We start from the raw sequence: 22,944 nt of genomic DNA, 5'->3' as shown, positions 1-22,944 counted from the left end.
TCACCCTAAACCGCAGCCGTAAGGACTACAAGTGGAACTGGCCCATTACTCGGACTATGCCGTGCGCCTGGTCAACACCGAGGAGCCGGCCCGCAACACGGACTCGCTCACCTCGGCGGACGACGTCCGCGCCCTCTTCGGGCCCAGCGTGCAGATGGCCCGCCGGGTCACCGACACCGACGTCACCCGCTTCCGCAACGTCCGCGGCCGGCTGCGCTCCGTCTTCGAAGCCGCCGACGGCGGCGACCACGTACTCGCCGTGGACCTGCTGAACTCCCTGCTCATGGAGTTCCCCGTCAGCCCGCAGGTCTCCGGCCACGAGCTCGTCGGCCCCGACGGACGGCCCGACTGGCACATCCACCTCGCCGACCACCCGTCCAACGCCTCGGCCGGCTACGCCGCCATCGCCTCCATGGGCCTGGCCTTCCACCTCACCGAGCACGGCCCCGACCGCCTCGGCCTGTGCCAGGCACCGCCCTGCCGCAACGCCTACCTCGACACCTCCACCAACCGCTCCCGGCGCTACTGCTCCGACCGCTGCGCCACCCGCGCCAACGTCGCCGCCTACCGCGCCCGCAAGCGGCTCGAAGCCGAGGAATCCGCGCGCAGCACGCGCAGCGCCGAGGCCGCCCAGGACAGCCGGGCCCTCAGCGAGCGCTGATCCGCCGCGCGCGGACGGACCCGCAGCACGGCCGTCGCCAGCACCAGGTCGGCGGGGACCGCCCCGTAGACGGTGCTGTCGCCGGACTCGTTGAACGGGTTGTCGCCGAGCATCCACCAGCCGCCCGGCCGGCGCTCGGCCGCCCGCTTGACCACCAGCAGGTCCTGCTGGAGGGGGTGCCGGAACACGACCACGTCACCCGGCCGGACCAGCGCCCCGTAACGGACCACGAGCCGGTCCCCGTGCAGCAGGGTCGGCACCATCGACGGGCCCGTCACCTCCACGACCTCGAAACGCGCCCGCGAGCGCCTGTTCTCCACCATCCGAGCCCTCCTCGTCCCACCCCGCATGCTGCCGCACGCCGCCGTACGTTCGCTCACCACACCTCGCACGAGCCTGGACTTTTGTCCTAAGCCCATGGGGGCGGCCGCGAATTCCGTTATCTCAGCGAGTAACCTCCCCTCTTGAGAAGACGATCACGAGGAGGACAAACTCCATGCTTTCCCGCCTCTTCGCCCCCAAGGCGAAGGTCTCCGCCCACTGTGACCTGCCCTGCGGCGTGTACGACCCGGCCCAGGCCCGTATCGAGGCCGAGTCCGTCAAGGCCGTCCAGGAGAAGTACCAGGCCAACGACGACGCGGACTTCCGCGCGCGCGCCATCACCATCAAGGAGCAGCGCGCCGAGCTCGCGAAGCACCACGTGTCGGTGCTGTGGAGCGACTACTTCAAGCCCCCGCACTTCGAGAAGTACCCCCAGCTCCACACCCTGGTCAACGACACCCTGAAGGCCCTCTCGGCCGCCAAGGCGTCCAACGACCCGGCGACCGGCGCCAAGGCCCTCGAACTGATCGCCGAGATCGACCGCATCTTCTGGGAGACCAAGGCCGCCTGATCCGGGCGCCCTGGGGACCTTCCCGCGCTGCCGGTCAGAGCGCACGTGACAACGGCCCGACTGCTTCGCGCAGCCGGGCCGTTGTCACGCGGAAGTCCGCTCCGCGCCCACGCCGCGGCCCCCGGCCCCTAGCCTGTCGGTGACGAGCCGCGAGGAGAGGGGCAAGGCCGCCATGTCTTCCGAGTCTTCCTATGCCAAGGACCCGTACCGCGAACAGCTGGCCTTCGGCCAGAGAACGCAGATCCTGCGCACCCGGCGCGGCCTCACCCGCGACCAACTCGGCGGCCTCGTCGGCCGGTCCGGATCCTGGGTCAAGGCCGTCGAGACCGGCCGGCTGAAGACTCCGGCACTGCCGATGGTCCTGCGCATCGCCGAGGTGCTGCGCGTCCGGGACCTGTCCGACCTCACGGGCGACCAGTCCCTGCGCGTCAGCCTGTTCGCCGGCCCAGGGCACCCGCGGTTCGCCGCGGTCCGCGAGGCCCTCAACGCCCTCCAGCTCGGCCCCGGCCACGACGCCCCGCCCGACGCCGAGCACCTGTCGGCCCGCCTCGCGCGGGCCTGGCGGGCCCGCCACTCGGCGCCGAACCACCGCGACGTCATCGGCTCGCTGCTGCCGGACCTGATCCGCGACGCGCGCGACGCGGTACGCCGGGCCGGCACGGTGGCCGACCGCAAGGCCGCCCAAGCCGCCCTGGCCGAGGTGTACTTCCTGGCCCAGTTCTTCTGCGCCTACCAGCCCGACGCCCCGCTCGTCTGGCGCGTGGCCGAGCGCGGCATGACGGCCGCGCAGGACTCCGAGGACCCGCACACGATCGGCCTCGCCGCATGGCTGACCACCCAGGCACACCGCGAGCGCGCGCACCTGGACGCCGCCGACGCCGTCACCCTGGAGACCCTCCGCTACCTGGAACCCATGCTTCCCGACGCCGGTACGGACGTGCGCGCGGTGGCCGGGGCGCTCACCGTCGAGGCCGGGCTGACGGCCGCCCGCCGCGGCGAGACCGGCACGGCCTGGCGGTACTGGGACCAGGCCCGGGCCCTGGCCGAATCCCTGCCCGCCGGATACTTCCACCCCGTCACCAGCTTCTCCCGGGCGGTCATGGGCGCCCACGCCGTCACCGTCGCCGTCGAACTGCACGCGGGCGGGGAGTCCGCGCGACAGGCCGCCCGGGCGGAGGCCGACGCGATCCCGTCCCGGCCGCGCCGCGCCCGGCACCGGATCGAGCAGGCCCGCGCCTACCACCTCGACGGACAGCCCGACGCCGCCCTGGCCACCCTCGCGCAGGCCCACGAGGTGGCGCCGGAGACCGTCCAGTACAACGGCTACGCCCGCCGGATCATCCTGGAGGAGGCGGACGCGAAGAGCCCGGCCCGCCGCCGCCGGGCCTCCGAGCTCGCCTCCCGCCTCGGCCTGCTGACCGCCTGACCCGCCTGAACGGCCTGAACCGCCTGAACCGCCTGAACGGCGGACGAAGGGGCACGATCCGTGCCCGTGCCGCCACGCGAACACCCCTACCGTCGTCCCGACGACCCGTGACGACGGCAGGGAGTGACACCAGCGGTGACCCGGTCCACGATGGCGAGCTGGCTGACCGGCAGCCACGACCAGCCCGAGCAGGTCCGCACGCAATGGCGCGAGCGCGGGATCGTGCTCCTCCCCATCGGCCGGACCTTCGACGCCGTCCGGCTCCCGGAGCGGCTCGTCTTCGCGGCCCTCGGCACGGCAGGGCGCGACTTCGCGCAGACCGACTCCGGGCTGGAGGAGAGCCTCGGCGGCCCCGTCATCCACGACGGCCACGGCCGGAACTACTACGCCCTCGTCCCGCCCGGCACCGTACGGGAGTGGAGCTGCGCCGCCCCGGGCGTCGAGTGCCTCGGCTCCGGCACGTACTTCGGCGTCCCGGACCCGGCCGTACGGGAGTACGGCGCCACCCACCCCGTGTACTGGGCCACCCTCGGCGGCGGCTCCCGGTTCCGCGACCCGGCGTCCGTGGCGCTCCTCGTCCGCGCGGGCGCCGCCCGCCTCGCGGAGGACGAGCACCGTATCCTCCGGGAGCGCTGAATCCCCCGGGCCCCGGCTCGATCAGGCCAGCCGGCGCGCGGCCGCCCGACCGGCGGCCGCGGCCCGCGCGGGGGCGGCGGCCGGAGCCGGCCGGGGGCGGCGGGGACACCTGCGAGGTGCCCCGGGGCTACTCCTCGTCCTCGTCCTCGTCGTCGAGGCGGGCCAGCCAGGTGGCCAGGCGCTCGACCGGGACCTCGAAGTCCGGGTTCAGGTCGACGAAGGTGCGGAGCTGCTCGGCGAGCCACTCGAAGGTGACCTCCTCCTCGCCGCGCCGCTTCTCCAGCTCCTCGATGCCGCGATCGGTGAAGTACAAGTCGGGCTCCGTGCCGTGTCGTGGTGGGGGTGTTTCCCGCCAGGATAATCCGCCTGCCGGCGACACCTCCCGCCGTCCCCCGCCCCGGCGCTAGCCTGGACGTTCTCGGTGGGGCGAGCGGGGGGCGGGGGTCTGGGGATGCCTGATGGGCGCACGGCCGGCTCCGCGCGCGCCTTCGAGCTCCTGGAGCCCCTCGTCCGGGCGGCCACGGTACGCGTCCACGCGCCCCCGGGAGGGTATGAGAACCCCGGCAACGACGGGACCGGACCCACCTGGGGCAGCGGCTTCTTCATCGCCCCCGGCTGGGTCCTGACGTGCGCGCACGTGGTCGGCGAAGGGGGTGCTGCGGTGCGTCTCACGGGGCGTGAGGTCGGCATCACCTTCTTCTCCGGGCCGTCCGCCGGCGGCGCCGGAACCACCGGCACGGTCGCGGGCCGGGTCGAATGCGTCCTGCCGGACCGGCTTGAGGAGCGGCGGCCCGGGCGGCGGGCCCTGTGGGACCTGCCCGACCTGGCCCTCGTACGGGTCCTCTCACCCGTCTCCCACGCCTGCGTCTGGCTGACCGACCGCGCCCGCCCCCGCCTCGACGACGCCGCGTACTTCGGCTGCACCGAGGAACTCGGCATCCGCGAGATCACCGGCCGCACCACCCGCCTGCGCGGCACCGCAGGGAACGGCGCCGCGATCCGCCTCGGCGACGACGACGAGATCGAGGCCGGCATGTCCGGCGGACCCGTCGTCGACCTCGCCCGAGGAGAGGTCGTCGGCGTGGTCAAGGCCCGGCGCAGCGCCGGCGGGGGCGGCCTCGCCGTCTCCGTCTCCCAGTTACGCACCCTGCCCCTCCCGGCGAACGGCCAGACCGGCCTCTACCGCCGGGTCATGCAGGCCCACGACCTGTACCACTACGACCGCCACCACAGCGACCTCGACAGCCGCCGCACCTGGACCGACGTCCACGACGAACTCCCCGACGCCGAAGCCGACCGCTTCGGCGGACGCGGCCGGCTCACCCCCGGCGAGCGCACCACCCTGTGCGGGCTCCTCGCCGAACTCCCGCCGCCCGGCTCCTCCGAAGCCGTCCGGGAACTCGCCGAGCAGGCCCGGGGCGAGGAACCCGACACGGGACTGCCCGCCCCGCTCAGCTGGCGCGACGGACTCGGACTGCTGCACGACCCGCCCGGCACGGGCGGCGAAGCCGCCGCGATGCTCCGCTACGCCACGGACGTGAGCGTCGCCGACCACCGCGAGCCACCGTCCCCGGGCGCCGACGAGGAACTGTGGGACTGGGTACGGGTCACCGCGGAGCGGCTCTGGCGGCCGCTGCGGCGCGAGCTGGGGGAGCGCCACGACCAGGGCCTGGCCGCGCGGGAACGCCGCCGCAGGGCCCGCGCCGGCCAGGCCGTCCACGGCCCCGCCCGGCGCTCCGGCGGGCTGCCCCCGGGCCCCTCGGTGCTGCTGGAGGTGTGGGCCCACGGCTGGGAGGACGTCTACGACTGGCGGGTCTCGGTCCTGGCCGGCCCGGCCCGGCCCGGCCGCGTCACCCCCGTGGCCGCCGGCGTACGGGCCACCCCGGCCGCTCTCCCCGACGCCCTCCGGGCCCCGCTCGCCGAAGGGTTCCGGCGCTGCGACACCCACGAGGCCCCCGCCCTGCTGGAAGTGGCGGTGGCACCCGAACTGTTCGGACTCCCCGTCGACACGTGGACGGTGGCGGGCGGCGTGCCCCTGGGCGTCCAGCGGCCCGTCGTGCTCCGCCACCCGGCCGGCCCCGACGACACCCCCGCGGCCGCCCGGCGCTGGGCGCGCGTACAGGCCGGGCCCCTGCTGGACCAGCGGGCCGACTGCGCGCGCGGGCGGCCCCGCAGCCCCTCGCCGCAGTGGCTGGCCGGCCTTTTCGACAACACCGTGCCGGTGCTCTGCCGGACCCCGGACGCCGATCCGACCCTGGGCGCGCTGCACTCCGTACACGACGCCGGCTACGGGGTGGCGGTGTGCCGCAGACCCCCCGGGGACCCGGGGGCGTCCTGCGCGCCCTTCCACCGCGGGCTGCGCGAGGAACTGGCCGACGCCGGACGCGGCGCCGTCCTGCCGCTGCGGCTCCAGGCCCTGCGCGCACGGGCCCACGGGGCCGACCCGGACGCGTACTGGGCGGCCGGAACGGCACTCGTCTGGCAGGACCCGGCACGGGCCCTGCCCGAGGACGAGCCACTGCAGGGCGATCTGTGAGCCGGGGGGAACCCGCGCACCAAGGCCGTGCGCGGGCCGGGGGCATCCGCGGGCCGGCCCGGACCGGGCCGGGCGGCCGGTGCGGGCTTCGAGGGAGGGAACAGCCGTGAACGACGAATGGCTCATCTACCGTGGCGTGGGCGAACCCCACGACGGGATCGACGCGCTGCCCGACCCGCCGCCCTGGCGGGACTTCGACGGCGGCCCCGTCACCGAACCCTGCGGGGCGGCCGCCGCCCCCGACGGGAACGTGGCCCGCCGCCTGGGCGCCCACCGGCAGGCCGCCGAACTGCACCGGCCGGAACCGGAGGAACTGGAAGCCGTCAACGCGGCCCTCTACCTGCGCAGGCCGCTCCTCGTCACCGGCTATCCCGGAACCGGTAAGTCCACCCTCGCGCACGCCGTCGCGCACGAGCTGAAACTGGGCCGCGTGCTGCGCTGGCCGGTGGTCTCGCGGACCGTGCTCCAGGAGGGCCTCTACCGCTACGACGCCCTCGCCCGCCTCCAGGACGTCCAGATCGCGGCGGGCGGCGGCACCGGCACGGGCGGCGGCGGGGGCCCCGCCGACGGAATCGGGAAGTACATCCGCCTCGGCCCGCTCGGAACGGCCCTGCTCCCCACCGCGAAACCCCGCGTCCTGCTCATCGACGAGCTCGACAAGAGCGACATCGACCTGCCCAACGACCTCCTGAACGTCCTGGAGGAAGGCGAGTTCACCCTCCCCGAGCTGGAACGCGTCGCCGACACCGAACCCGAGGTACGGGTCCTCACCGACGACGGGGCCCGGGCGACCGTCCGCGACGGCCGGGTCCGCTGCCGGGCCTTCCCGTTCATCATCCTCACCAGCAACGGGGAACGGGACTTCCCCGCCGCCCTGCTGCGCCGCTGCATCCAGCTCAAGCTCGGCCAGCCCGGCGAGAAACGCCTCGCCACCATGGTCCGGGCCCACCTCGGCGAGGAGGCCGCCCAGCTCGGGGCCGACCTGATCCGCGAGTTCCTCAGCCGCTCCCGCACCGAACTCGTCGCCGCCGACCAGCTCCTCAACGCCATCTACCTCACCCACTACGCCGCCCCGCCCACCCGGGAAGACCTCGCCGACCTGCTCATCCAACGCCTCGACCGTCCGAGGTGAGCGCCCGTGCCCGCAGCCGTACCACCACCCCCCGACCCGGAGGTCCGCGCCCTCGCCGGGCTGCTGCGGGCCGCCGGGCTCGACCCGTCCGCCGAGGAACTCGCCGACGCCCTGTGGCTGGCCGCACGGACCCGCCCGCCCGAGCCGTCCGGGCCCTCCGTACCGTCCGCGCCGGGCACCGGAGCCCCCGCCCCGGACGCGGGCGCCGGACGGCCACCGGAGGCGCCGGCACCGGAGGCCGGGACGCCCCCGGAGGAGGAGCCGCCGGAGCACGTACCGCCCGACCCGGAAGCCGAGGATCCCGTCAGGCTGTACGCCGCCGGGCCGGGCCTGCCCGCCGACCCCGATCCGGAAGCACGGCTGCCGCTCGGCGACGCCCTGCCCGTACGGGTCCCCGGCGCGGCCGCGCTGCCCCGGATCCTCGACATCCAGCGGGCCCTGCGCGCCCTCCAGCGGCACCGCCCGCCCGGCCCGCCCACCCGCACCGTCCTCGACGAGGCCGCCACCGCCGAGGCCAGCGCCCGCGCCCTCGGACTGGTCATCCCCGTCTTCCGGCCGGAGAGCCGCCGCGAGGCGACCGTACGCCTGGTCATGGACGCCTCCCCGTCCATGGCGGTCTGGCAGGAGATGTTCGAGGAACTCCGGTCGGTCTGCGAACGGCTGGGCGCCTTCCGCGACGTCCAGGTGCACCGCCTCCACCGCCTCCCGGACGGCACCCCGGCCGTCGGCCGCGGCCCCGCCGCCGGCGTCGGACTCCGCTCCGGGGACCAGCTGCGCGACCCCACCGGACGGGCCCTGACCATGGTGGTGTCCGACTGCGCCGGGCCCCTGTGGCGCGAGGGCGAGGCCCAGCGGCTGCTGTACCGCTGGGCCCAGTGCACCCCCTGCGTGGTCGTCCAGCCGCTGCCGCAACGCCTGTGGAGCCGCAGCTGGCTGCCCACCGAACGCGGGGTGCTGGAGCGCACCGAGGGCGGAACCGGCGGTGCGGGCGGCGGCCAGCGGCTGAGGTTCCGCCCGGACCGGGCGCCGCGCCCCGGCCGCCCCACCGGCGGGCTGACCGTGCCCGTGCTCCCGCCGAACGCGAAGGCCCTCGGCGCCTGGGCCCGGCTCGTCGCCGGGCTCGGCACCGGCCCCGTACCGGCCGAGGTGGGGCGGGTGCTGGCCCGCCATCCCGCCGCCCCCGTCCCGCTGCCCCGGACCGTCCGGCCGCCGCGCGAGCTGGTGCGCCGCTTCCGGGCCTCGGCCGGGCCCGGCGCCGTACAGCTCGCCGTGTACCTGTCGGCCGCGCCCCTGACCCTGCCCGTGATGCGGCTCGTGCAGCGCACGATGCTGCCCGACTCCGAGCCCTCCGACCTGGCCGAGGTGCTGCTGAGCGGGCTGCTGCGGCGCAGCGGGGAGGCCCCCGGCCCGTGGTACGAGTTCGTCCCCGGCGTACAGGACGTCCTGCTCGGGCCGCTCGGCCGGGACGAGGCCGCGCTGGTGCTCAAGCACTGCTCCGAGTACGTCCTGGCCCACTTCGGGCGCGGCGTACGGAACTTCCCCGCGCTCGCCGTCTCCCAGCTCACCGGGGTCGCGCCGACGGATCCGGAGCCGGAGGGCAGGCCTGCGGGGAGGCTCCCGCAGGCGTTCGCGCACGTCTCCGCGAAGGTCGTACGCCGCTACCTGCCGGGCCCGCCCGAAGAGGACCCCCCGCAGGGGCCCGGCACCGGCCCCGAGCCCGGGCCCCGGCCCGGCGCGCCCGCGCCGGCGGGGCGGGCCCGGACCGTACGGGCCGCCTACGACCGCCTCGCGGACGGCGACGCCCGGGCCCCCCACGAGGCCGCGGCCCTGCTGCGGCGGGCCGTCGCCGCGCCCGCCGGCCCCGACGACCCGCCGGAGGAGGCGGAGACCGCGCTGGCCGGTGCGCTGCTCGCGCTGTGGACGGCGCAGCGGGACCCCGAACTCCTCGACGAGGCGGAAGGGGCCGTGACCGGGCTGCGCACCCCGCCGGCGCGGTTCCTGCTGGGCCGGGTGCTGTACGAGCGGGCCTTGGCGGGCGGGGGAGACACGGAACTACTGGCCGCCGCCGACCGGGAGTTCGCCACCGCGGCCGCCGCCGCGACGGACCCCGACCTGCGGCGGGACTGCGTGGTGCGCCGCTCGCGCACCCTGATCCGGCTGTCCGCCCTCCACGCCGACCCGGGCCCGCTGAGGGAGGCCCGGACCGCGCTGGAGGCCCTGATCCTGGCGGACGGGAACCCGGGGGCGCCGGCCCAGGACGGCCGGGCCCTGCGGGGCGGGACCCTGCGGGGCGGGGGCGTGGCGGGCGGGGGCGGTGGCGCGGGAGCGTCTTCGGGCGGGACCTCCCCGGGCGGTGTCGGCGCCGGCGGAGCCCCCACGGACGGGGACGCCCCGGGTGAGGATCCCGGGGGTGCGGACTCCGAGGCCGGGGCGCCTGCTGTCGAAGGGCCCAGGGGCGGGGAGTCGGCGCCTGCGGAGTCCCCGGGCGGGGCCTCCGGGGCCCCGGCGGCCGGGGGCGCCTCGGGCGGGTCCCCCGCGGAGGGGGAGGCCTCCGCCGGGGCCGCCGTGGCCGGCGAGCGGGCGGCCGAGGAGTCGGTGGTCGGGGAGTCGGCGGTCGGGGGTTCCTCGGGCGGGGCGTCCGCGGGTGGGGACTCCTCCGCCGAGGTCTCCGTGGCCGGGGAGTCGCTGCCCGGAGGCGCCCCGCGCGGGGACTCCGCGGGCGGGGGTGCTGCGGTGGGGGCCTTCCCCGGTGCGGCGTTGGTGGCCGGGCCGCCGGACGGAGACGCCGCGCACCCCGAACTGCGCCTGGCCCTGGGCCGGGTACTGCTGGCCCTGCTCCCGCACACCACGGTCCGGAGCGAGCGCACGGCCCTCGCCACCGAGTCCGCCGCGCACCTCGCGGCAGCCCTGAACTGGCTCCTGGCCGGGGCTCCCGCCCGGCGGGATGACGGGGTGGACGCCGGAGGGGAGCTGCCGGGGCGTCCGGGCCGGGGTGGAGCGGTGCCCGGAACGGCGGCGGGCCCGGCCGGTTCGGGGTCGGGGGACGGCGGAGCGGAGGCCGGTCCGGCGGCGGGCCCCGGGGCGGGGGAGGAGCCCTCCTGGAGGTCCCGGACCCAGGCAGCGGGCAACGCCTCCGGGCGACGGGGCGAGCTTCCAGTACCAGGGCCGGTACCGCCGACACGTGAGGGGCTCGGTGACGAAGAGGAGCCGGCGGAACCCGCCCCAGGGGCGGGCTCCGGCGACAGCGGGGCGCTGTCCGGGAGCCCGCAGGACCCGGCGCGCGGCGGGGGCCAGGAGAACGGCCCGCTGGAGGCATCCGGCCCGGGAGCGGCGCCCCCCGGACCGTCGCAGACCCCGGGGGGTGACTCCAGCGGTACCGGTTCGAGGCGTGTCGGAGCCGGCCCGGCCCCCGATGCCGGAAGGGACCTTTCCGGGCGCCCACAGGACCCGGCGAACTCCGCTTCACCCATGGCCATCGGGCCGGGACCCTCGGGGCCAGCGGATCGTCCGGCTCCCTCGGTCCCGGGCGGCGGCGCGGCGGGGGGGCCTTCCGGGCGGTCGCAGGGTCCGGCGGGTGGGGCGGGCTCGGCTGCGCCGGTGGGTCCGGCCAGCGGGGCGGGGCCCTCAGGGGCGGCGGATCGTCCGGCTCCCTCGGTTCCGGGCGGCGGCGCGGCGGGGGGGCCTTCCGGGCGGTCGCAGGGTCCGGCGGGTGGGGCGGGCTCGGCTGCGCCGGTGGGTCCGGCCAGGGGGGCGGGGCCCTCAGGGGCGGCGGATCGTCCGGCTCCCTCGGTTCCGGGCGGCGGCGCGGCGGGGGAGCCCGCCGGGCGGTCGCAGGGTCCGGCGGGTGGGGCGGGCTCGGCTGCGCCGGTGGATCCGGCCGGCGGGGCGGGGCTGTCGGGGTCGGCGGGTCGTTCGGGTCGCTCGGTCCCGGGCGGCAGCGCACCGGGGGAGCCTTCCGGGCGGTCGCAGGGTTCGGCGGGTGGGGGTGGGGTGGTGCCCGTCTCCGCGGTGATGGAAGGGGCCGGGGCGCCGGGGCGGGGCGGGGTTCCGGCCGAGGGGCGGCAGCTGGTGGGGGGGCACCGAGGCCCCGGGTTCCAGGGCGCCGGCCTGCGCCTGTTCACGCCCGTGACGCGGATCCGGCCGGCGCGGGTCCGGGTGGAGCTGGCCACCGCGCTGCGGTACCTGCCCGGGCGGCTGGAAGAGGCCGCCGGGCAACTGGCGCGGGCGCTGGAAGAGGCCGCCGGGGACCCCGAACTGCGCCTGGCCGGCCTGCTGTGCCTCGCCCGCGTGCACCGGGCCCGGTACGCCCGAGACGCGGATCCGGCCGCGCTGGAGGCGGCGGCAGAGGTGTACGGGCGGGCCCGCGGGCTCGTCCCCCGGGACGGTGCGGCCTTCGCGGAGCTGCTGCGCGAGTGGGGCGACGTACTCCTGGAGCGGGCGCGGGCCTCGGACGGGCGGCGGTTCGTCTCCACCGCCGTGCGCGTGCTCCGCGAGAGCCGCTCCGCGGTGCCGCAGTCCGACCCGGGATCCGCGCACCGGCTGCTGCGGCTGGCGGCCGGGCTGCGCCTGCGGCACGCCTACGAGGGGGACCTGGTCGACCTCCGGGAGGCGGAGTACCTGCTGGAGCTGGCCGCCCGCCAGGGCCAAGGACCCCTCGACCGGGCCCGCGCCTGGCGGGAGCACGGGGACGTCCAGCAGGAGATCCACGCCCACACCCGTACCGCGGACCGGCTCGACCGGGCCGCGGACTCCTACCGCCGCGCCTGGCGCGCCGCGCTGGAGGCCGACCGGGAGGACCGGGCCGGCATCGCCCTCCAGCTCGCCGTCCGGGTCCAGGAGCTGCGCGGTGAGGTGCTGGAACGGCTGGCCCGGCCCCGGGCCGCCCTGGACGCCTACCGGTCCGCGCTGGAGCTCTGGCAGCGCCTCGACCCGCAGCCGCCGGTCCCGGCGGACCCCCCGCACGCCCCCGGGCCCGACGGCCCGGAGGACACCCGGCAGGAGCCGCCGCCCGCCACGCGGCCGGACGCGGGGCCCGGCCCCGAGCACGGCGGCCCGCACGCCCCCGCGCAGGACGGCCCGTACGACAGCGAACCCGGCACCGAACCCGGCACCGGCACCGGCACCGGCCCCGCCGCCCCGCCGGGGGACCGGCACACCGACCCGCCCGACGCCCGGCCGGGCCAAGGCGCGGGGGACCGGCGGCGGGCGCTGATCGCGCGGATACGGCTCCTGGAGGGCGGCACGTGAGCCGTTTCCGCCCGGCGGGCGACGGGAAGAGGCAGTGGACCGATCAGAGCCGACAACAGGGGGACGGGCAGCCCATGGTGACCGGACGTCAGGAAATGACGGCAGCGGCTCCGGCCCGGCCGTGTCCCGGCCAGTTGCCGGACCTCTCGGGCCTCGATCTGGCCGCACTGCGCGGGATCGACCATCCGGTGCTCGCCGAGGTGATCGAGGGCATGGTCGAGCGGGTCACGCACCCCGCCGAGATCCTGAACGCATTCGACTCCGGGGTCGTCTGAAGTACCTCGGACCCCAAAGGGAGTTGACCACTTTCCGCCGTTAGCGTGGCCCCTCCGAAGGGCAGGGATGGACCGTCCGCAGCGGGAGGTACAGGCGATGAGCCAAGCGATCACGAGCGGTCTCGTGCTGCCCGCACACCGGACCCCGACCCCCCACGCGCGCCACGCCCCCTGGCCCTACACCCGCCTCGACGTGCCCGCCCTGCGCGCCGCGGGCCACCGCCCGCAGCCGATCCGCCAGTTCGTCCTCAAGACGCACGGCCGCTGCAACCTGGCCTGCACCTACTGCTACGTCTACGAGATGGCCGACCAGGGCTGGCGCACCCGCCCCGCCGTCATGGCCCCCGCCACCGCCCTGCGCGCCGCCGAGCGGATCGCCGAGCACGCCGCCGCCCACGACCTGTCCCGCGTCGACCTCGTCCTGCACGGCGGTGAACCCCTGCTCGGTCCGCCCGCGGCCCTGGCCGCCCCCGTCGACGCGGTACGGGCGGCCCTGGCCCGCCGCTCGCCCCGCACCCGGGTCACCGCGACCGTCCAGACCAACGGCACGCTGCTCACCCGCGGCCGGCTCGCCGCGCTGTCCGCCGCCGGGATCCGGGTCGGCGTGAGCCTCGACGGCGGGCTGCCCGCGCACAACGCCCGCCGCGTGGACCACGCGGGGCGGCCCGGTTTCGGGGCGGCCGCCCGGGGCCTGCGGCTGCTCGCCCGGCATCCCGACAGCTATGCCGGGGTGCTGTGCGTGGTGGACGCGGCCCAGGACCCGGTGGAGACGTACGAGTCCTTGCTGGCCTTCGCCCCGCCCGCGATCGGGCTGCTGCTGCCGCTGGCCAACTGGAGCACTCCGCCGCCCGGCTGGACGCGGCAGGGCAGCCCTTACGCGGACTGGCTGCTGGCCGTCTTCGAACGCTGGTGGCACGACGGGGTGCGGCGCACCCGCATCAGGATCTTCGAGGAGATCATCGCCCTGCTGCTGGGGCTGCCCGCCGCCACCGAGACGCTGGGCCTGGCCCCCGCGACCACCGCCGTCGTCGAGACCGACGGCAGCATCGAGCAGGCCGATTCGCTCAAGTCCGCCTACGAAGGGGCCGCCGCCACCGGGATGACCCTCGACACCCACAGCTTCGACGAACTGCTCGACCATCCCGGGTTCGCGGCCCGCCAGCTCGGCCGGGAGGCCCTCGCCCCCGCCTGCCGGGCCTGCGAACTCGTCGAGGTGTGCGGCGGCGGGCACTATCCGCACCGCTACCGCGAACGGGAGGGCTTCCGCCAGCCGTCCGTGTACTGCGCCGACCTCCAGGCCGTCATCCGGCACGTCGCCCGCGCGCTGCACACGGCCGCCACCACCGGACGGGCCGCCTCATGACCCACCGAACCGAAGCCTCCCGCCGCACCGACCCCGCCGGGTCCGGTACCGCCCGGCCCGATGCCGCCCGCAGCGACCCCGCCCGGTCGGACGTCTCCCGCGCCGAAGCCCCGCGGGACGCGGCCCCCCGCACCGGCCCCGCCCGCGGCGACGGACCCCGCCGCGCCGCCGGCGTCCCCGCCCAGCACTCCGGTCCCACCGGCCCGACCGGCCCCACCAGTCCCACCAGTCACACCAGTCCCACCGCTCCGCCCGACCTGGCCCGGTTCGCCGTCAGCTCGCACACCCTGCGCGCCCTCGCCTCCACCGAGCCCTCCGCGGAGGGCACCCGCCTGGTGCGCGACGTGCGCCGCTCCAAGCGCCTCGTCCTGCTGCGCGCCGTACTGGACGCCGCCCCCGGCGACGAGGCCGCCGAGCGCTGGGCCCTGCTGGAGGAGGCCGAACGGCAGGACCCCGACGCCGTGCGCGACGTACTGCACTACCCCGCCACCGGCGTCTGGGCCGAGGAGACCCTGCGCCGCCTGCACGCGCCGGACGGCCCCGCACCCGACCTCGGCCACCTCGGGGCGCTCGCCGTCGCCGCCGCCCTGCGCGCCGGGATCAGCTTCAAGACCACGCTGCGGCCCGTCCACGGCCGCCTCGTACTGCCCACCCTCGGACTGCTGCGCCCCGACCGCCCGGGCCCCCTCGCCCTCACCGAACGCTCCTGGGACGCCGCCGACGCCCTCCCGCTGCACGCCCTCCCCCTGCACGCCCTCCCCGGCGGCCGCACCGCCCTCGACGACCTCGACCCCTACCGCGCCCCCGCCCCCGACGACGGCCGCCCGGCCGGAGTGCGCCCGGCCCGCCGGCTCACCCCCAAGGGGCACAAGCGCTGGGACATCCAGTGGTCCGGCGCCCTCACCCTCCTGGAGCGCTACGACTCCACCCGCGCCGAGGAGACCGCCCACCTGCTGCGCTCCGTGGTCCCGCTGGCCGGCGGATCCCGCTCCAGCGGCGCCACCCTCCCCGCGGCCGCCGGCTCCGTCCTGGCCCGCGCCCAGGCCCCGCCCGCACTGGCCGCGACCCTGGTCCACGAGGTCCAGCACGGGAAGCTGGCCGCCCTCGCCGACGTCCTGACCCTGCACACCGCCGACCGCACGCCCCGCCACTGGGCCCCCTGGCGCAGCGACCCCCGCCCGCTGGAGGGGCTCCTGCACGGCGCGTACGCCCACCTGGCCCTGGCCGGCTACTGGCAGCGCGCCGCCCTGTACGGGGCCCGCGGCGCCTGGGCCCAGCACGCCCGGATCCGCGCCCAGGTCGCCGCCGTCCTGCCGGCCCTGCGCGCCCACCCCCAACTCACCCTCACCGGAAGTGAGTTCGTCGAGGGCATGACCATCGCCGAGCGGGCCATGGACGAACTCCCTCCCCCCGGCGACCAGCACGCCACCGCCCGCCGGACCCTGGAACGCGAACGCCGCGCGTGGTGCGAAGCCCACCCCGAACTCGCCGCGTTCGCCGAGGGATGACGGGACCGGGACGGGAGGAGTCGCAGCGGCCTGACGGCCCGTCCGCTGCGGTACCTTTTCAGTCCCGCCCCACCCCGTGCCAGCCCCACCCCGTCCACCGCCCGGATCCCAGGGAGACGGCCGCATGACCGGTACCGGTACGCGACACGACCGCGACGGAGCCCCCCAGCCGCAGCGCTTCGTCATCAGCTTCGCCGGCTTCAACCGCCCCTGGGCCGTGTGGATCGCCCACCGTCTGGAGGAACACGGCCACCGCGTCGCCCTCCAGCGCTGGGACCCCCAGACCAGCCCCGGCCTGACCGAAGCCCTCGACGACCTGGCCCGGGCCGGCGGCAAGGTCCTCGTCGTCCTCAGCGAACGCTACTTCTCCGCCGGTACCCACACCGACGAGGAGTGGAACGCCGCCCTGCGCACCGTCACCTCCTCCCACCCCGACCGGTTCGCCGCCGTCTGCCTCACCGACTCCCCGCTGCCCAGCGCCGTCGCCGCACTGGAGAAGACCGACCTGTGGGGCCTGGACTCCTACGAGGCCGAGTACCGCGTGCTGCGCCGCCTGGAGCTGCCCACCGACCGGATCGGCACCGAGAGCGGCCGCCGCGGACCCCGCTTCCCCAACGACCCGCCCGAGATCTGGGGCCGGGTCCCGCGCCGCAACCCCCGTTTCACCGGCCGCAACGACGTCATCGGCAAGCTGCGGGCTGCCCTCACCGAGGCCCCGCCCGGCGCCTCCACCGCGACCCTGCTGGGCCTGTCCGGCGTCGGCAAGACGCAGGTCGCCACCGAGTACGCCTATCGCTTCGCCTCCGAGTACGACGTCGTCTGGTGGGTGCCCGCGGAAGACCGGCCCACCCTGCGCGAACGGCTCGCCGACCTCGCCCCGGCGCTCGGCCTGCCGCGCGGCGCGGGCAGCTACGGCGAACAGATCCGGGCCGTGCTGGAGGCCCTGCGGCGCGGATCCCCGTACCACCGCTGGCTGCTGGTCTTCGACGGCTGCGACAGCCCCGACGACCTCACCGACCTGCTGCCCTCCGGCGCCGGCGACGTGATCATCACCTCCCGCAACCGCGAATGGGCCGCCCGCCACACCAGCCTCGTCGAAGTCCCCCTCTACGCACGGCCCGAGTCCGTCACCTTCATCCGCCGTCGCGCCGGCCGCCTCACCGGCGACGAGGCCGACCAGCTCGCCGAAGCGCTGGAGGACTACCCCCTCGCCCTCGACCAGACCGCGGGCTGGCTGGCCGACTCGCCGATCGGCGTCGGCGAGTACCTCACCCTCCTCCAGCACCGGCTGGACTCCCACGAGGCCGTCACCCTCTCCGACGACTACCCGCTGCCCTTCCCGACGGCCCTGGCCATACTCCTCAACAACGTCCGCGAGAACTTCCCCGACGCCCTCGCCCTGCTGCGGCTGTTCGTGTTCTTCGCCCCCGGCCGGGTCCCGCTGCGACTGCTGCGCGAGTTCCCCGCCGACGACGTCCCCGAGCACCTCGCCGGGATCGTCAACGACCAGATCCGCTGGAACGCGGCCCTCAACAAGCTCGTCCAGTTCTCCGTCGTCCGCCTGGAGTACTCCGACCTCTCCGTGGAGGAGGGCGGCGGCCTGGAGACCGTCCAACTGCACCGCATGGTCCACAACATCGTCCGCGAGAACCTCGCCGAGGACGAGGCCGAGCAGCTGTCCCGCTCCGTCCGCCAGGTCCTCGCCGCCGCCGACCCCGGCCGGCCCACCGACTCCAGGCTCTGGCCCCGCTACGCCGAACTCGTCCCGCACCTGGAGCCCGCCGGCGTACTGACCAGCACGAACCCCCGCATCCAGAACTTCCTGCTGCACTGCCTGCGCTACCTGATCCTCGCCGGGGAGTACCGCACCTGCCTGCGCCTCGCCGAACAGACCGACGGCATCTGGCGGGCGATGCTCGGCGACGACCACGACCAGGTCCGCGAGCTCAGCTACCACTACGGCGGCGCCCTGCGCATGCTCGGCCACTTTCGCCGCGCCGAGACCCTCGCCCGGACCGTCGCCGACCGGCTCGTCACCGAACGCGGCGACCGCGACCTGGAGACCCTGCGCGCCACCAGCACCTACGCCGGGGTCCTGCTCAGCACCGCCAAGTTCGAGGAAGCCCGCCACCTGCTGGAACACGCCTTCGAAACCTACCGGGAACTCCTCGGCGAGGACGACTCCACCACCCTCAACGCCCAGAACAACGTCGCCGTCGCCCTGCGCCTCCTCGGCCGCTACCAGGAGGCCTACGACACCGACCTGGACACCCTGCGCCGACGCGAACGGGTCCTGCGCGTCCGCCACATCGCCACCCTCTCCTCCGGCATCGGCTGCGCCATGGGCCTGCGCCTCATGGGCCGCTACCGCGAGGCGCTCGCCCGCCAGGAACAGGGCCTCAAGCTCCACATCCAGGTCCTCGGAGCCAACCACCCGCAGACCCTGCGCGCCGAGCACAACCTCGGCCAGTGCCTGCGCCGCTCCGGGGACATCCCCGGCGCCGGAGCCCGCCTGCGCAGCGTCCTGGAACGGTCCACGCGGGTCTTCGGCGCCGAGTTCCCCTGGACCCTGATGGTCGCCTCCGACTACGCGACCTACCTGCGCGAGTACGGGGACATCGAGGAGGCCCGCCGGATCTCCGAGGACGTCGTACGCGGCTACCAGTCCCAGCTCGGGCTCGCCCACCCGTACAGCATCGGCACCGTCGGCAACCTCGGCCTCGTCCTGCGCGCCCAGGGCGAACGCGCCGAGGCCCTCAGCCTCGCCGAACAGGCCCTGGTCGGCATGCGCGGCGCCCTCGGCGACCGGCACCCCTGGACCCTGGGCTGCGCCCTCAACGCCACCGGGCACCGCAACATCACCGGCCGGCTCGACGACGCCCTGGACCTGAGCCGCGAGACCCTGCGCGGCGCGGAACGGGTCCTGGGCCCGGACCACCCGATGACGCTGAGCGCGCAGATCGCCCTCGCCGCCGACCTGAGGGCCGTACGGGAGGACGCGGAGGCCTCCAAACACGAGGACGCCGGCATCAAGGCCCTGACCCGCACCCTGGGCCCCCAGCACGTCCACACCGTCTCGGCCCGCCAGCAGACCCGCCCCTACTGGGACTTCGAACCCCAGCCGTAGCCCCGGCCGCGGTACGCCGGAAGGCCCGGCCCCCCGAGGGGGCCGGGCCTTCCTGTGTACTGCTCGGCGCGGTGACTACGCCTCGAAGACCTCGTTCAGCAGGAGCTGCTGCTCCGCCTGGTGGCGCTTCGCGGAACCGACCGCCGGGGACGAGCCGTGCGGACGGGAGATCCGCCGCAGGCGCTCGCCCGCCGGGACCTCCGCGCCGACCGCCAGGTCGAGGTGGTCGATCAGGTTCAGCGCGATGAACGGCCACGCACCCTGGTTCGCCGGCTCCTCCTGCGCCCAGATGTACTTCGCCGCGTTCGGGAACTTGGCGATCTCGGCCTGGAGCTCAGCGCCGGCCAGCGGGTACAGCCGCTCGATGCGGATGATCGCCGTGTCCGTGATGCCGCGCTTCTCGCGCTCGGCCTCCAGGTCGTAGTAGACCTTGCCCGCGCAGAAGACGACCTTGCGGACCGCGTTCGGGTCCACCGTGCTGTCGCCGATGACCGGACGGAACGAACCGGTCGTGAACTCCTCCGCCTTCGACGCCGCGGCCTTCAGACGCAGCATCGACTTCGGGGTGAAGACGATGAGCGGCTTGTGGTGCGGGTTGTGGACCTGCCAGCGCAGCAGGTGGAAGTAGTTCGACGGCAGGGTCGGCATCGCGACCGTCATGTTGTCCTGCGCGCACATCTGGAGGAAGCGCTCGGGACGCGCGGACGAGTGGTCCGGGCCCTGGCCCTCGTAGCCGTGCGGCAGCAGCAGCGTGACGCCGGAGGTCTGGCCCCACTTCTGCTCGGCCGAGGAGATGAACTCGTCGACGACGGTCTGCGCGCCGTTGACGAAGTCACCGAACTGGGCCTCCCAGAGGACCAGCGCGTCCGGACGGGCCAGCGAGTAGCCGTACTCGAAGCCCATCGCCGCGTACTCGGAGAGCAGCGAGTCGTAGACGTTGTAGCGGGCCTGGTCGTCCGACAGGTAGAGCAGCGGGGTGTAGTCCTCGCCGGTCTCCCGGTCGATGAGGACCGCGTGGCGCTGGCCGAAGGTGCCGCGGCGGGAGTCCTGGCCGGACAGCCGGACCGGGGTGCCCTCCATCAGCAGCGAACCGAAGGCGAGGGTCTCGCCCATGCCCCAGTCGATGGTGCCCTCGTCGATCATCGCCGCGCGGCGCTGCAGCTGCGGCAGCAGACGCGGGTGGACGGTGACGTTCTCCGGGATGTTGACCTGGGACTCGGCGATCCGCTTGACCACGTCCTGCGAGATCGCGGTGTTCACGACGACCGGGAACTCCTGCGCGGTCTGCGCGGGCGTCACCGGGGCGCCGGCGGCCGGAGCCGTCGCGGCCTCGCGGACCTCCGCGAAGACCTTCTCCAGCTGGCCCTGGAAGTCCTGGAGCGCCTGCTCGGCCTCTTCCAGCGTGATGTCGCCGCGACCGATGAGGGACTCGGTGTACAGCTTGCGCACCGAGCGCTTCTTGTCGATCAGGTCGTACATCAGCGGCTGCGTGAACGCCGGGTTGTCCGACTCGTTGTGACCGCGGCGGCGGTAGCAGATGAGGTCGATGACGACGTCCTTGTTGAACGCCTGGCGGAACTCGAAGGCGAGCCGCGCGACGCGGACCACGGCCTCCGGGTCGTCACCGTTCACGTGGAAGATCGGCGCCTCGATCATGCGGGCCACGTCGGTCGCGTACATCGACGAACGCGAGGACTCCGGGGCGGCGGTGAAGCCGACCTGGTTGTTGATGACCACGTGCACGGTGCCGCCGGTGCGGTAGCCGCGCAGCTGCGACATGTTCAGCGTCTCGGCGACCACACCCTGGCCCGCGAAGGCCGCGTCACCGTGGAGGGCCAGCGGAAGGACGGTGAAGTCCGTGCCGCCCTTGTTGATGACGTCCTGCTTGGCGCGGGCGACACCCTCCAGGACCGGGTCGACCGCCTCCAGGTGCGAGGGGTTCGCGACGAGCGAGACCTTGATCTGCTCGCCGTCCAGGCCGGTGAAGGTGCCCTCGGCGCCCAGGTGGTACTTGACGTCGCCGGAGCCGTGCATCGACTTCGGGTCGAGGTTGCCCTCGAACTCGCGGAAGATCTGCGCGTACGACTTCCCGACGATGTTCGCCAGCACGTTCAGGCGGCCGCGGTGGGCCATGCCGATGACGACCTCTTCGAGGCGGGCCTCGGCGGCCGAGTCGATGACGGCGTCGAGCAGCGGGATGACGGACTCGCCGCCCTCCAGCGAGAACCGCTTCTGGCCGACGTACTTCGTCTGCAGGAAGGTCTCGAAGGCCTCCGCCGCGTTCAGGCGGCGCAGGATCCGCAGCTGCTCCTCGCGCTCCGGCTTGGAGTGCGGGCGCTCGATGCGGTCCTGGATCCAGCGGCGCTGCTTCGGGTCCTGGATGTGCATGAACTCGACGCCGGTGGTGCGGCAGTACGAGTCGCGCAGCACGCCGAGGATGTCGCGGAGCTTCATCATCGACTTGCCGGAGAAGCCGCCGACCGCGAACTCGCGCTCCAGGTCCCACAGGGTGAGGCCGTGCTCGGTGATGTCGAGGTCGGGGTGCTTGCGCTGCTTGTACTCCAGCGGGTCGGTGTCGGCCATGACGTGGCCGCGGACCCGGTAGGAGTGGATCAGCTCGAAGACGCGGGCGGCCTTCGTGACGTCGTCGTCGTGCGAGGCGTCGATGTCACGGAGCCAGCGGACCGGCTCGTAGGGGATCCGCAGCGCCTCGAAGACGTCGTCGTAGAAGCCGTTCTCGCCGAGCAGCAGGTTCGCGACGATGCGCAGGAACTCGCCGGAGGCCGCGCCCTGGATGACCCGGTGGTCGTAGGTCGAGGTCAGGGTCATGACCTTGGAGATGCCCAGCTTGTTCAGGGTGTCCTGCGAGGTGCCCTGGAACTCGGCGGGGTAGTCCATGGAGCCGACGCCCATGATGACCGACTGTCCGGGCATCAGACGGGGCACGGAGTGCACGGTGCCCAGGCCGCCGGGGTTCGTCAGCGAGACGGTGACGCCGGTGAAGTCGTCCATCGTCAGCTTGCCGACGCGGGCCCGGCGGACGATGTCCTCGTACGCCTGCCAGAACTCGAAGAAGTTGAGGGTCTCGGCCTTCTTGATGCCGGCGACGACGAGCTGGCGGTCGCCGTTGGGCTTCACCAGGTCGATCGCGAGACCGAAGTTGATGTGCTCCGGCTTGACCAGGGTCGGCTTGCCGTCCTTCTCCGCGAAGGAGTGGTTCATGGCCGGCATGGCCTTGATGGCCTGCACCATCGCGTAGCCGATCAGGTGCGTGAAGGAGATCTTCCCGCCCCGGGCGCGCTTGAGGTGGTTGTTGATGACGATGCGGTTGTCGAACAGCAGCTTCACCGGGACGGCGCGGACGGACGTGGCCGTCGGCACTTCCAGGGAGGCGTTCATGTTCTTGGCGACGGCAGCAGCCGGGCCGCGGAGCGTCACCAGTTCGGGGCCCGCGGGGGCCTCGGTGGCGGGCGCGGCCTTCTGGGCGGCTACGGGAGCGGCGGGAGCGGCAGCCGGGGCGGCCGGGGCCTGAGCAGGCGCGGCCGGTGCGGCGGCCGGGGCCTGAGGGGTGACAGTCACAGCAGGGGCACCAGAGGGGGTGGCAGGAGCAGGGGCAGGAGCGGACACAGGCGTGGGCGCGGCGGAGGTCGCGGGCGCGGCGCCCGCCGCCCCCGTGGCGGCGGCGTCGGTGGCCTGCGGGACCCCGGCGGCGGGCGTGGCGGCCTGTGCGGAGGCGCCACCCGTCGTCGCGGGCTTCTCGGGACTGTCCGACTTCACCGGAGCGACAGCGCCCCCCGGCTTGTAGTCGGCGAAGAAGTCCCACCAGGCCCGGTCGACCGAGTTCGGGTCCTGGAGGTACTGCTGATAGATCTCGTCGACGAGCCACTCATTCGCGCCGAAGCCTGAGGCAGGGGTCTTCCCGCCCTCTGCTGCTTCGGTCGTGGTGCTCGGGTTACTGGGGGACTGTGGCGACACGGCGGCAACCGCCCTCTTCCGCTTCACAAGGTATGGACAGCGGGAATAAAGGCTACGCCTCCCTGGCCGCGCAATGCAGGCCGGGCGGGACTTCCGTCGTGCAGGTCACACCGAACGGCGGGTTTCGCCGCCTGGAATGGCGGGAAACAAGCGTGGTTCGGGTAGC

14 protein-coding genes are annotated in these 22,944 nt (G+C 75.1%); 11 read left to right on the top strand and 3 right to left on the bottom strand.

Going from position 1 to position 22,944, the window contains the following annotated elements:
• Positions 1-31 precede the first annotated feature (31 nt).
• On the top strand, positions 32-661 hold the full coding sequence (locus ABZZ17_RS14590) for a CGNR zinc finger domain-containing protein (protein WP_356875717.1): 630 nt from the start codon (positions 32-34) through the stop codon (positions 659-661).
• On the opposite strand, the gene sodX is transcribed toward ABZZ17_RS14590, so the two are convergent.
• Positions 565-984, bottom strand: a complete 420-nt coding sequence (sodX, locus tag ABZZ17_RS14585; protein WP_356875715.1) for a nickel-type superoxide dismutase maturation protease — start codon at positions 982-984, stop codon at positions 565-567. The genes ABZZ17_RS14590 and sodX overlap by 97 nt on opposite strands.
• 173 nt (positions 985-1,157) lie before the next feature.
• On the opposite strand from sodX, the gene sodN reads away from it, so the two are divergent.
• The 3 genes from sodN to ABZZ17_RS14570 all read left to right on the top strand — a co-directional run bounded on the left by sodN (position 1,158) and on the right by ABZZ17_RS14570 (position 3,615).
• Positions 1,158-1,553 (top strand): superoxide dismutase, Ni, encoded by a 396-nt coding sequence (gene sodN, locus ABZZ17_RS14580; RefSeq protein WP_030709803.1) that lies wholly within the window; start codon positions 1,158-1,160, stop codon positions 1,551-1,553.
• Between the two features lie 172 nt (positions 1,554-1,725).
• Entirely contained in the window at positions 1,726-2,979 is a 1,254-nt protein-coding gene (locus ABZZ17_RS14575) for a helix-turn-helix domain-containing protein (protein ID WP_356875713.1), read from the top strand.
• A gap of 135 nt (positions 2,980-3,114) precedes the next feature.
• On the top strand, positions 3,115-3,615 hold the full coding sequence (locus ABZZ17_RS14570) for a hypothetical protein (protein ID WP_356875711.1): 501 nt from the start codon (positions 3,115-3,117) through the stop codon (positions 3,613-3,615).
• Positions 3,616-3,742: 127 nt separating this feature from the next.
• Here ABZZ17_RS14570 and ABZZ17_RS14565 read toward each other — a convergent pair whose 3' ends face one another.
• Positions 3,743-3,928 (bottom strand): DUF6104 family protein, encoded by a 186-nt coding sequence (locus tag ABZZ17_RS14565; protein WP_030190019.1) that lies wholly within the window; start codon positions 3,926-3,928, stop codon positions 3,743-3,745.
• A gap of 138 nt (positions 3,929-4,066) precedes the next feature.
• On the opposite strand from ABZZ17_RS14565, the gene ABZZ17_RS14560 reads away from it, so the two are divergent.
• The 7 genes from ABZZ17_RS14560 (at position 4,067) to fxsT (ending at position 18,803) form a co-directional block, all read left to right on the top strand.
• Positions 4,067-6,151: a trypsin-like peptidase domain-containing protein gene (locus ABZZ17_RS14560; protein ID WP_356875709.1), complete on the top strand. Its 2,085-nt coding sequence runs from the start codon at positions 4,067-4,069 to the stop codon at positions 6,149-6,151.
• Positions 6,152-6,257: 106 nt separating this feature from the next.
• Complete coding sequence (locus ABZZ17_RS14555) at positions 6,258-7,283, top strand: MoxR family ATPase (RefSeq protein WP_356875707.1); 1,026 nt, start codon at positions 6,258-6,260, stop codon at positions 7,281-7,283.
• A 6-nt stretch (positions 7,284-7,289) separates the two neighbouring features.
• Positions 7,290-12,530: an SAV_2336 N-terminal domain-related protein gene (locus tag ABZZ17_RS14550; RefSeq protein ID WP_356875705.1), complete on the top strand. Its 5,241-nt coding sequence runs from the start codon at positions 7,290-7,292 to the stop codon at positions 12,528-12,530.
• Between the two features lie 74 nt (positions 12,531-12,604).
• Positions 12,605-12,805, top strand: a complete 201-nt coding sequence (gene fxsA / locus ABZZ17_RS14545) for an FxSxx-COOH cyclophane-containing RiPP peptide (protein WP_356875702.1) — start codon at positions 12,605-12,607, stop codon at positions 12,803-12,805.
• 97 nt (positions 12,806-12,902) lie between these two features.
• Complete coding sequence (locus tag ABZZ17_RS14540; protein ID WP_356875700.1) at positions 12,903-14,168, top strand: FxsB family cyclophane-forming radical SAM/SPASM peptide maturase; 1,266 nt, start codon at positions 12,903-12,905, stop codon at positions 14,166-14,168.
• Positions 14,165-15,676, top strand: a complete 1,512-nt coding sequence (locus ABZZ17_RS14535; RefSeq protein ID WP_356875698.1) for an HEXXH motif domain-containing protein — start codon at positions 14,165-14,167, stop codon at positions 15,674-15,676. Before ABZZ17_RS14540 ends, ABZZ17_RS14535 begins: the two co-directional genes overlap by 4 nt.
• Before the next feature lie 124 nt (positions 15,677-15,800).
• Positions 15,801-18,803, top strand: coding sequence for an FxSxx-COOH system tetratricopeptide repeat protein (fxsT, locus tag ABZZ17_RS14530; RefSeq protein WP_356875696.1), 3,003 nt, complete (start codon positions 15,801-15,803; stop codon positions 18,801-18,803).
• 75 nt (positions 18,804-18,878) lie between these two features.
• Here fxsT and ABZZ17_RS14525 read toward each other — a convergent pair whose 3' ends face one another.
• A complete protein-coding gene (locus ABZZ17_RS14525) occupies positions 18,879-22,778 on the bottom strand; it encodes a multifunctional oxoglutarate decarboxylase/oxoglutarate dehydrogenase thiamine pyrophosphate-binding subunit/dihydrolipoyllysine-residue succinyltransferase subunit (protein ID WP_356875694.1) in 3,900 nt (1,299 codons plus the stop codon).
• Positions 22,779-22,944 lie beyond the last annotated feature (166 nt).

The sequence above is a fragment of the Streptomyces sp. NPDC006512 genome (assembly GCF_040611935.1).
Lineage (GTDB): Bacteria > Actinomycetota > Actinomycetes > Streptomycetales > Streptomycetaceae > Streptomyces.
Note: the sequence above shows the minus strand (reverse complement) of the source record. Positions and strands in the feature narration are given on the sequence as shown.

Coding starts and splice junctions, on each gene's coding strand:
- fxsT (WP_356875696.1), top strand. CDS start 15,801: ATGACCGGTACCGGTACGCGACACGACCGCGACGGAGCCCCCCAGCCG.
- ABZZ17_RS14575 (WP_356875713.1), top strand. CDS start 1,726: ATGTCTTCCGAGTCTTCCTATGCCAAGGACCCGTACCGCGAACAGCTG.
- ABZZ17_RS14560 (WP_356875709.1), top strand. CDS start 4,067: ATGCCTGATGGGCGCACGGCCGGCTCCGCGCGCGCCTTCGAGCTCCTG.
- sodN (WP_030709803.1), top strand. CDS start 1,158: ATGCTTTCCCGCCTCTTCGCCCCCAAGGCGAAGGTCTCCGCCCACTGT.
- fxsA (WP_356875702.1), top strand. CDS start 12,605: ATGGTGACCGGACGTCAGGAAATGACGGCAGCGGCTCCGGCCCGGCCG.
- sodX (WP_356875715.1), bottom strand. CDS start 984: ATGGTGGAGAACAGGCGCTCGCGGGCGCGTTTCGAGGTCGTGGAGGTG.
- ABZZ17_RS14540 (WP_356875700.1), top strand. CDS start 12,903: ATGAGCCAAGCGATCACGAGCGGTCTCGTGCTGCCCGCACACCGGACC.
- ABZZ17_RS14535 (WP_356875698.1), top strand. CDS start 14,165: ATGACCCACCGAACCGAAGCCTCCCGCCGCACCGACCCCGCCGGGTCC.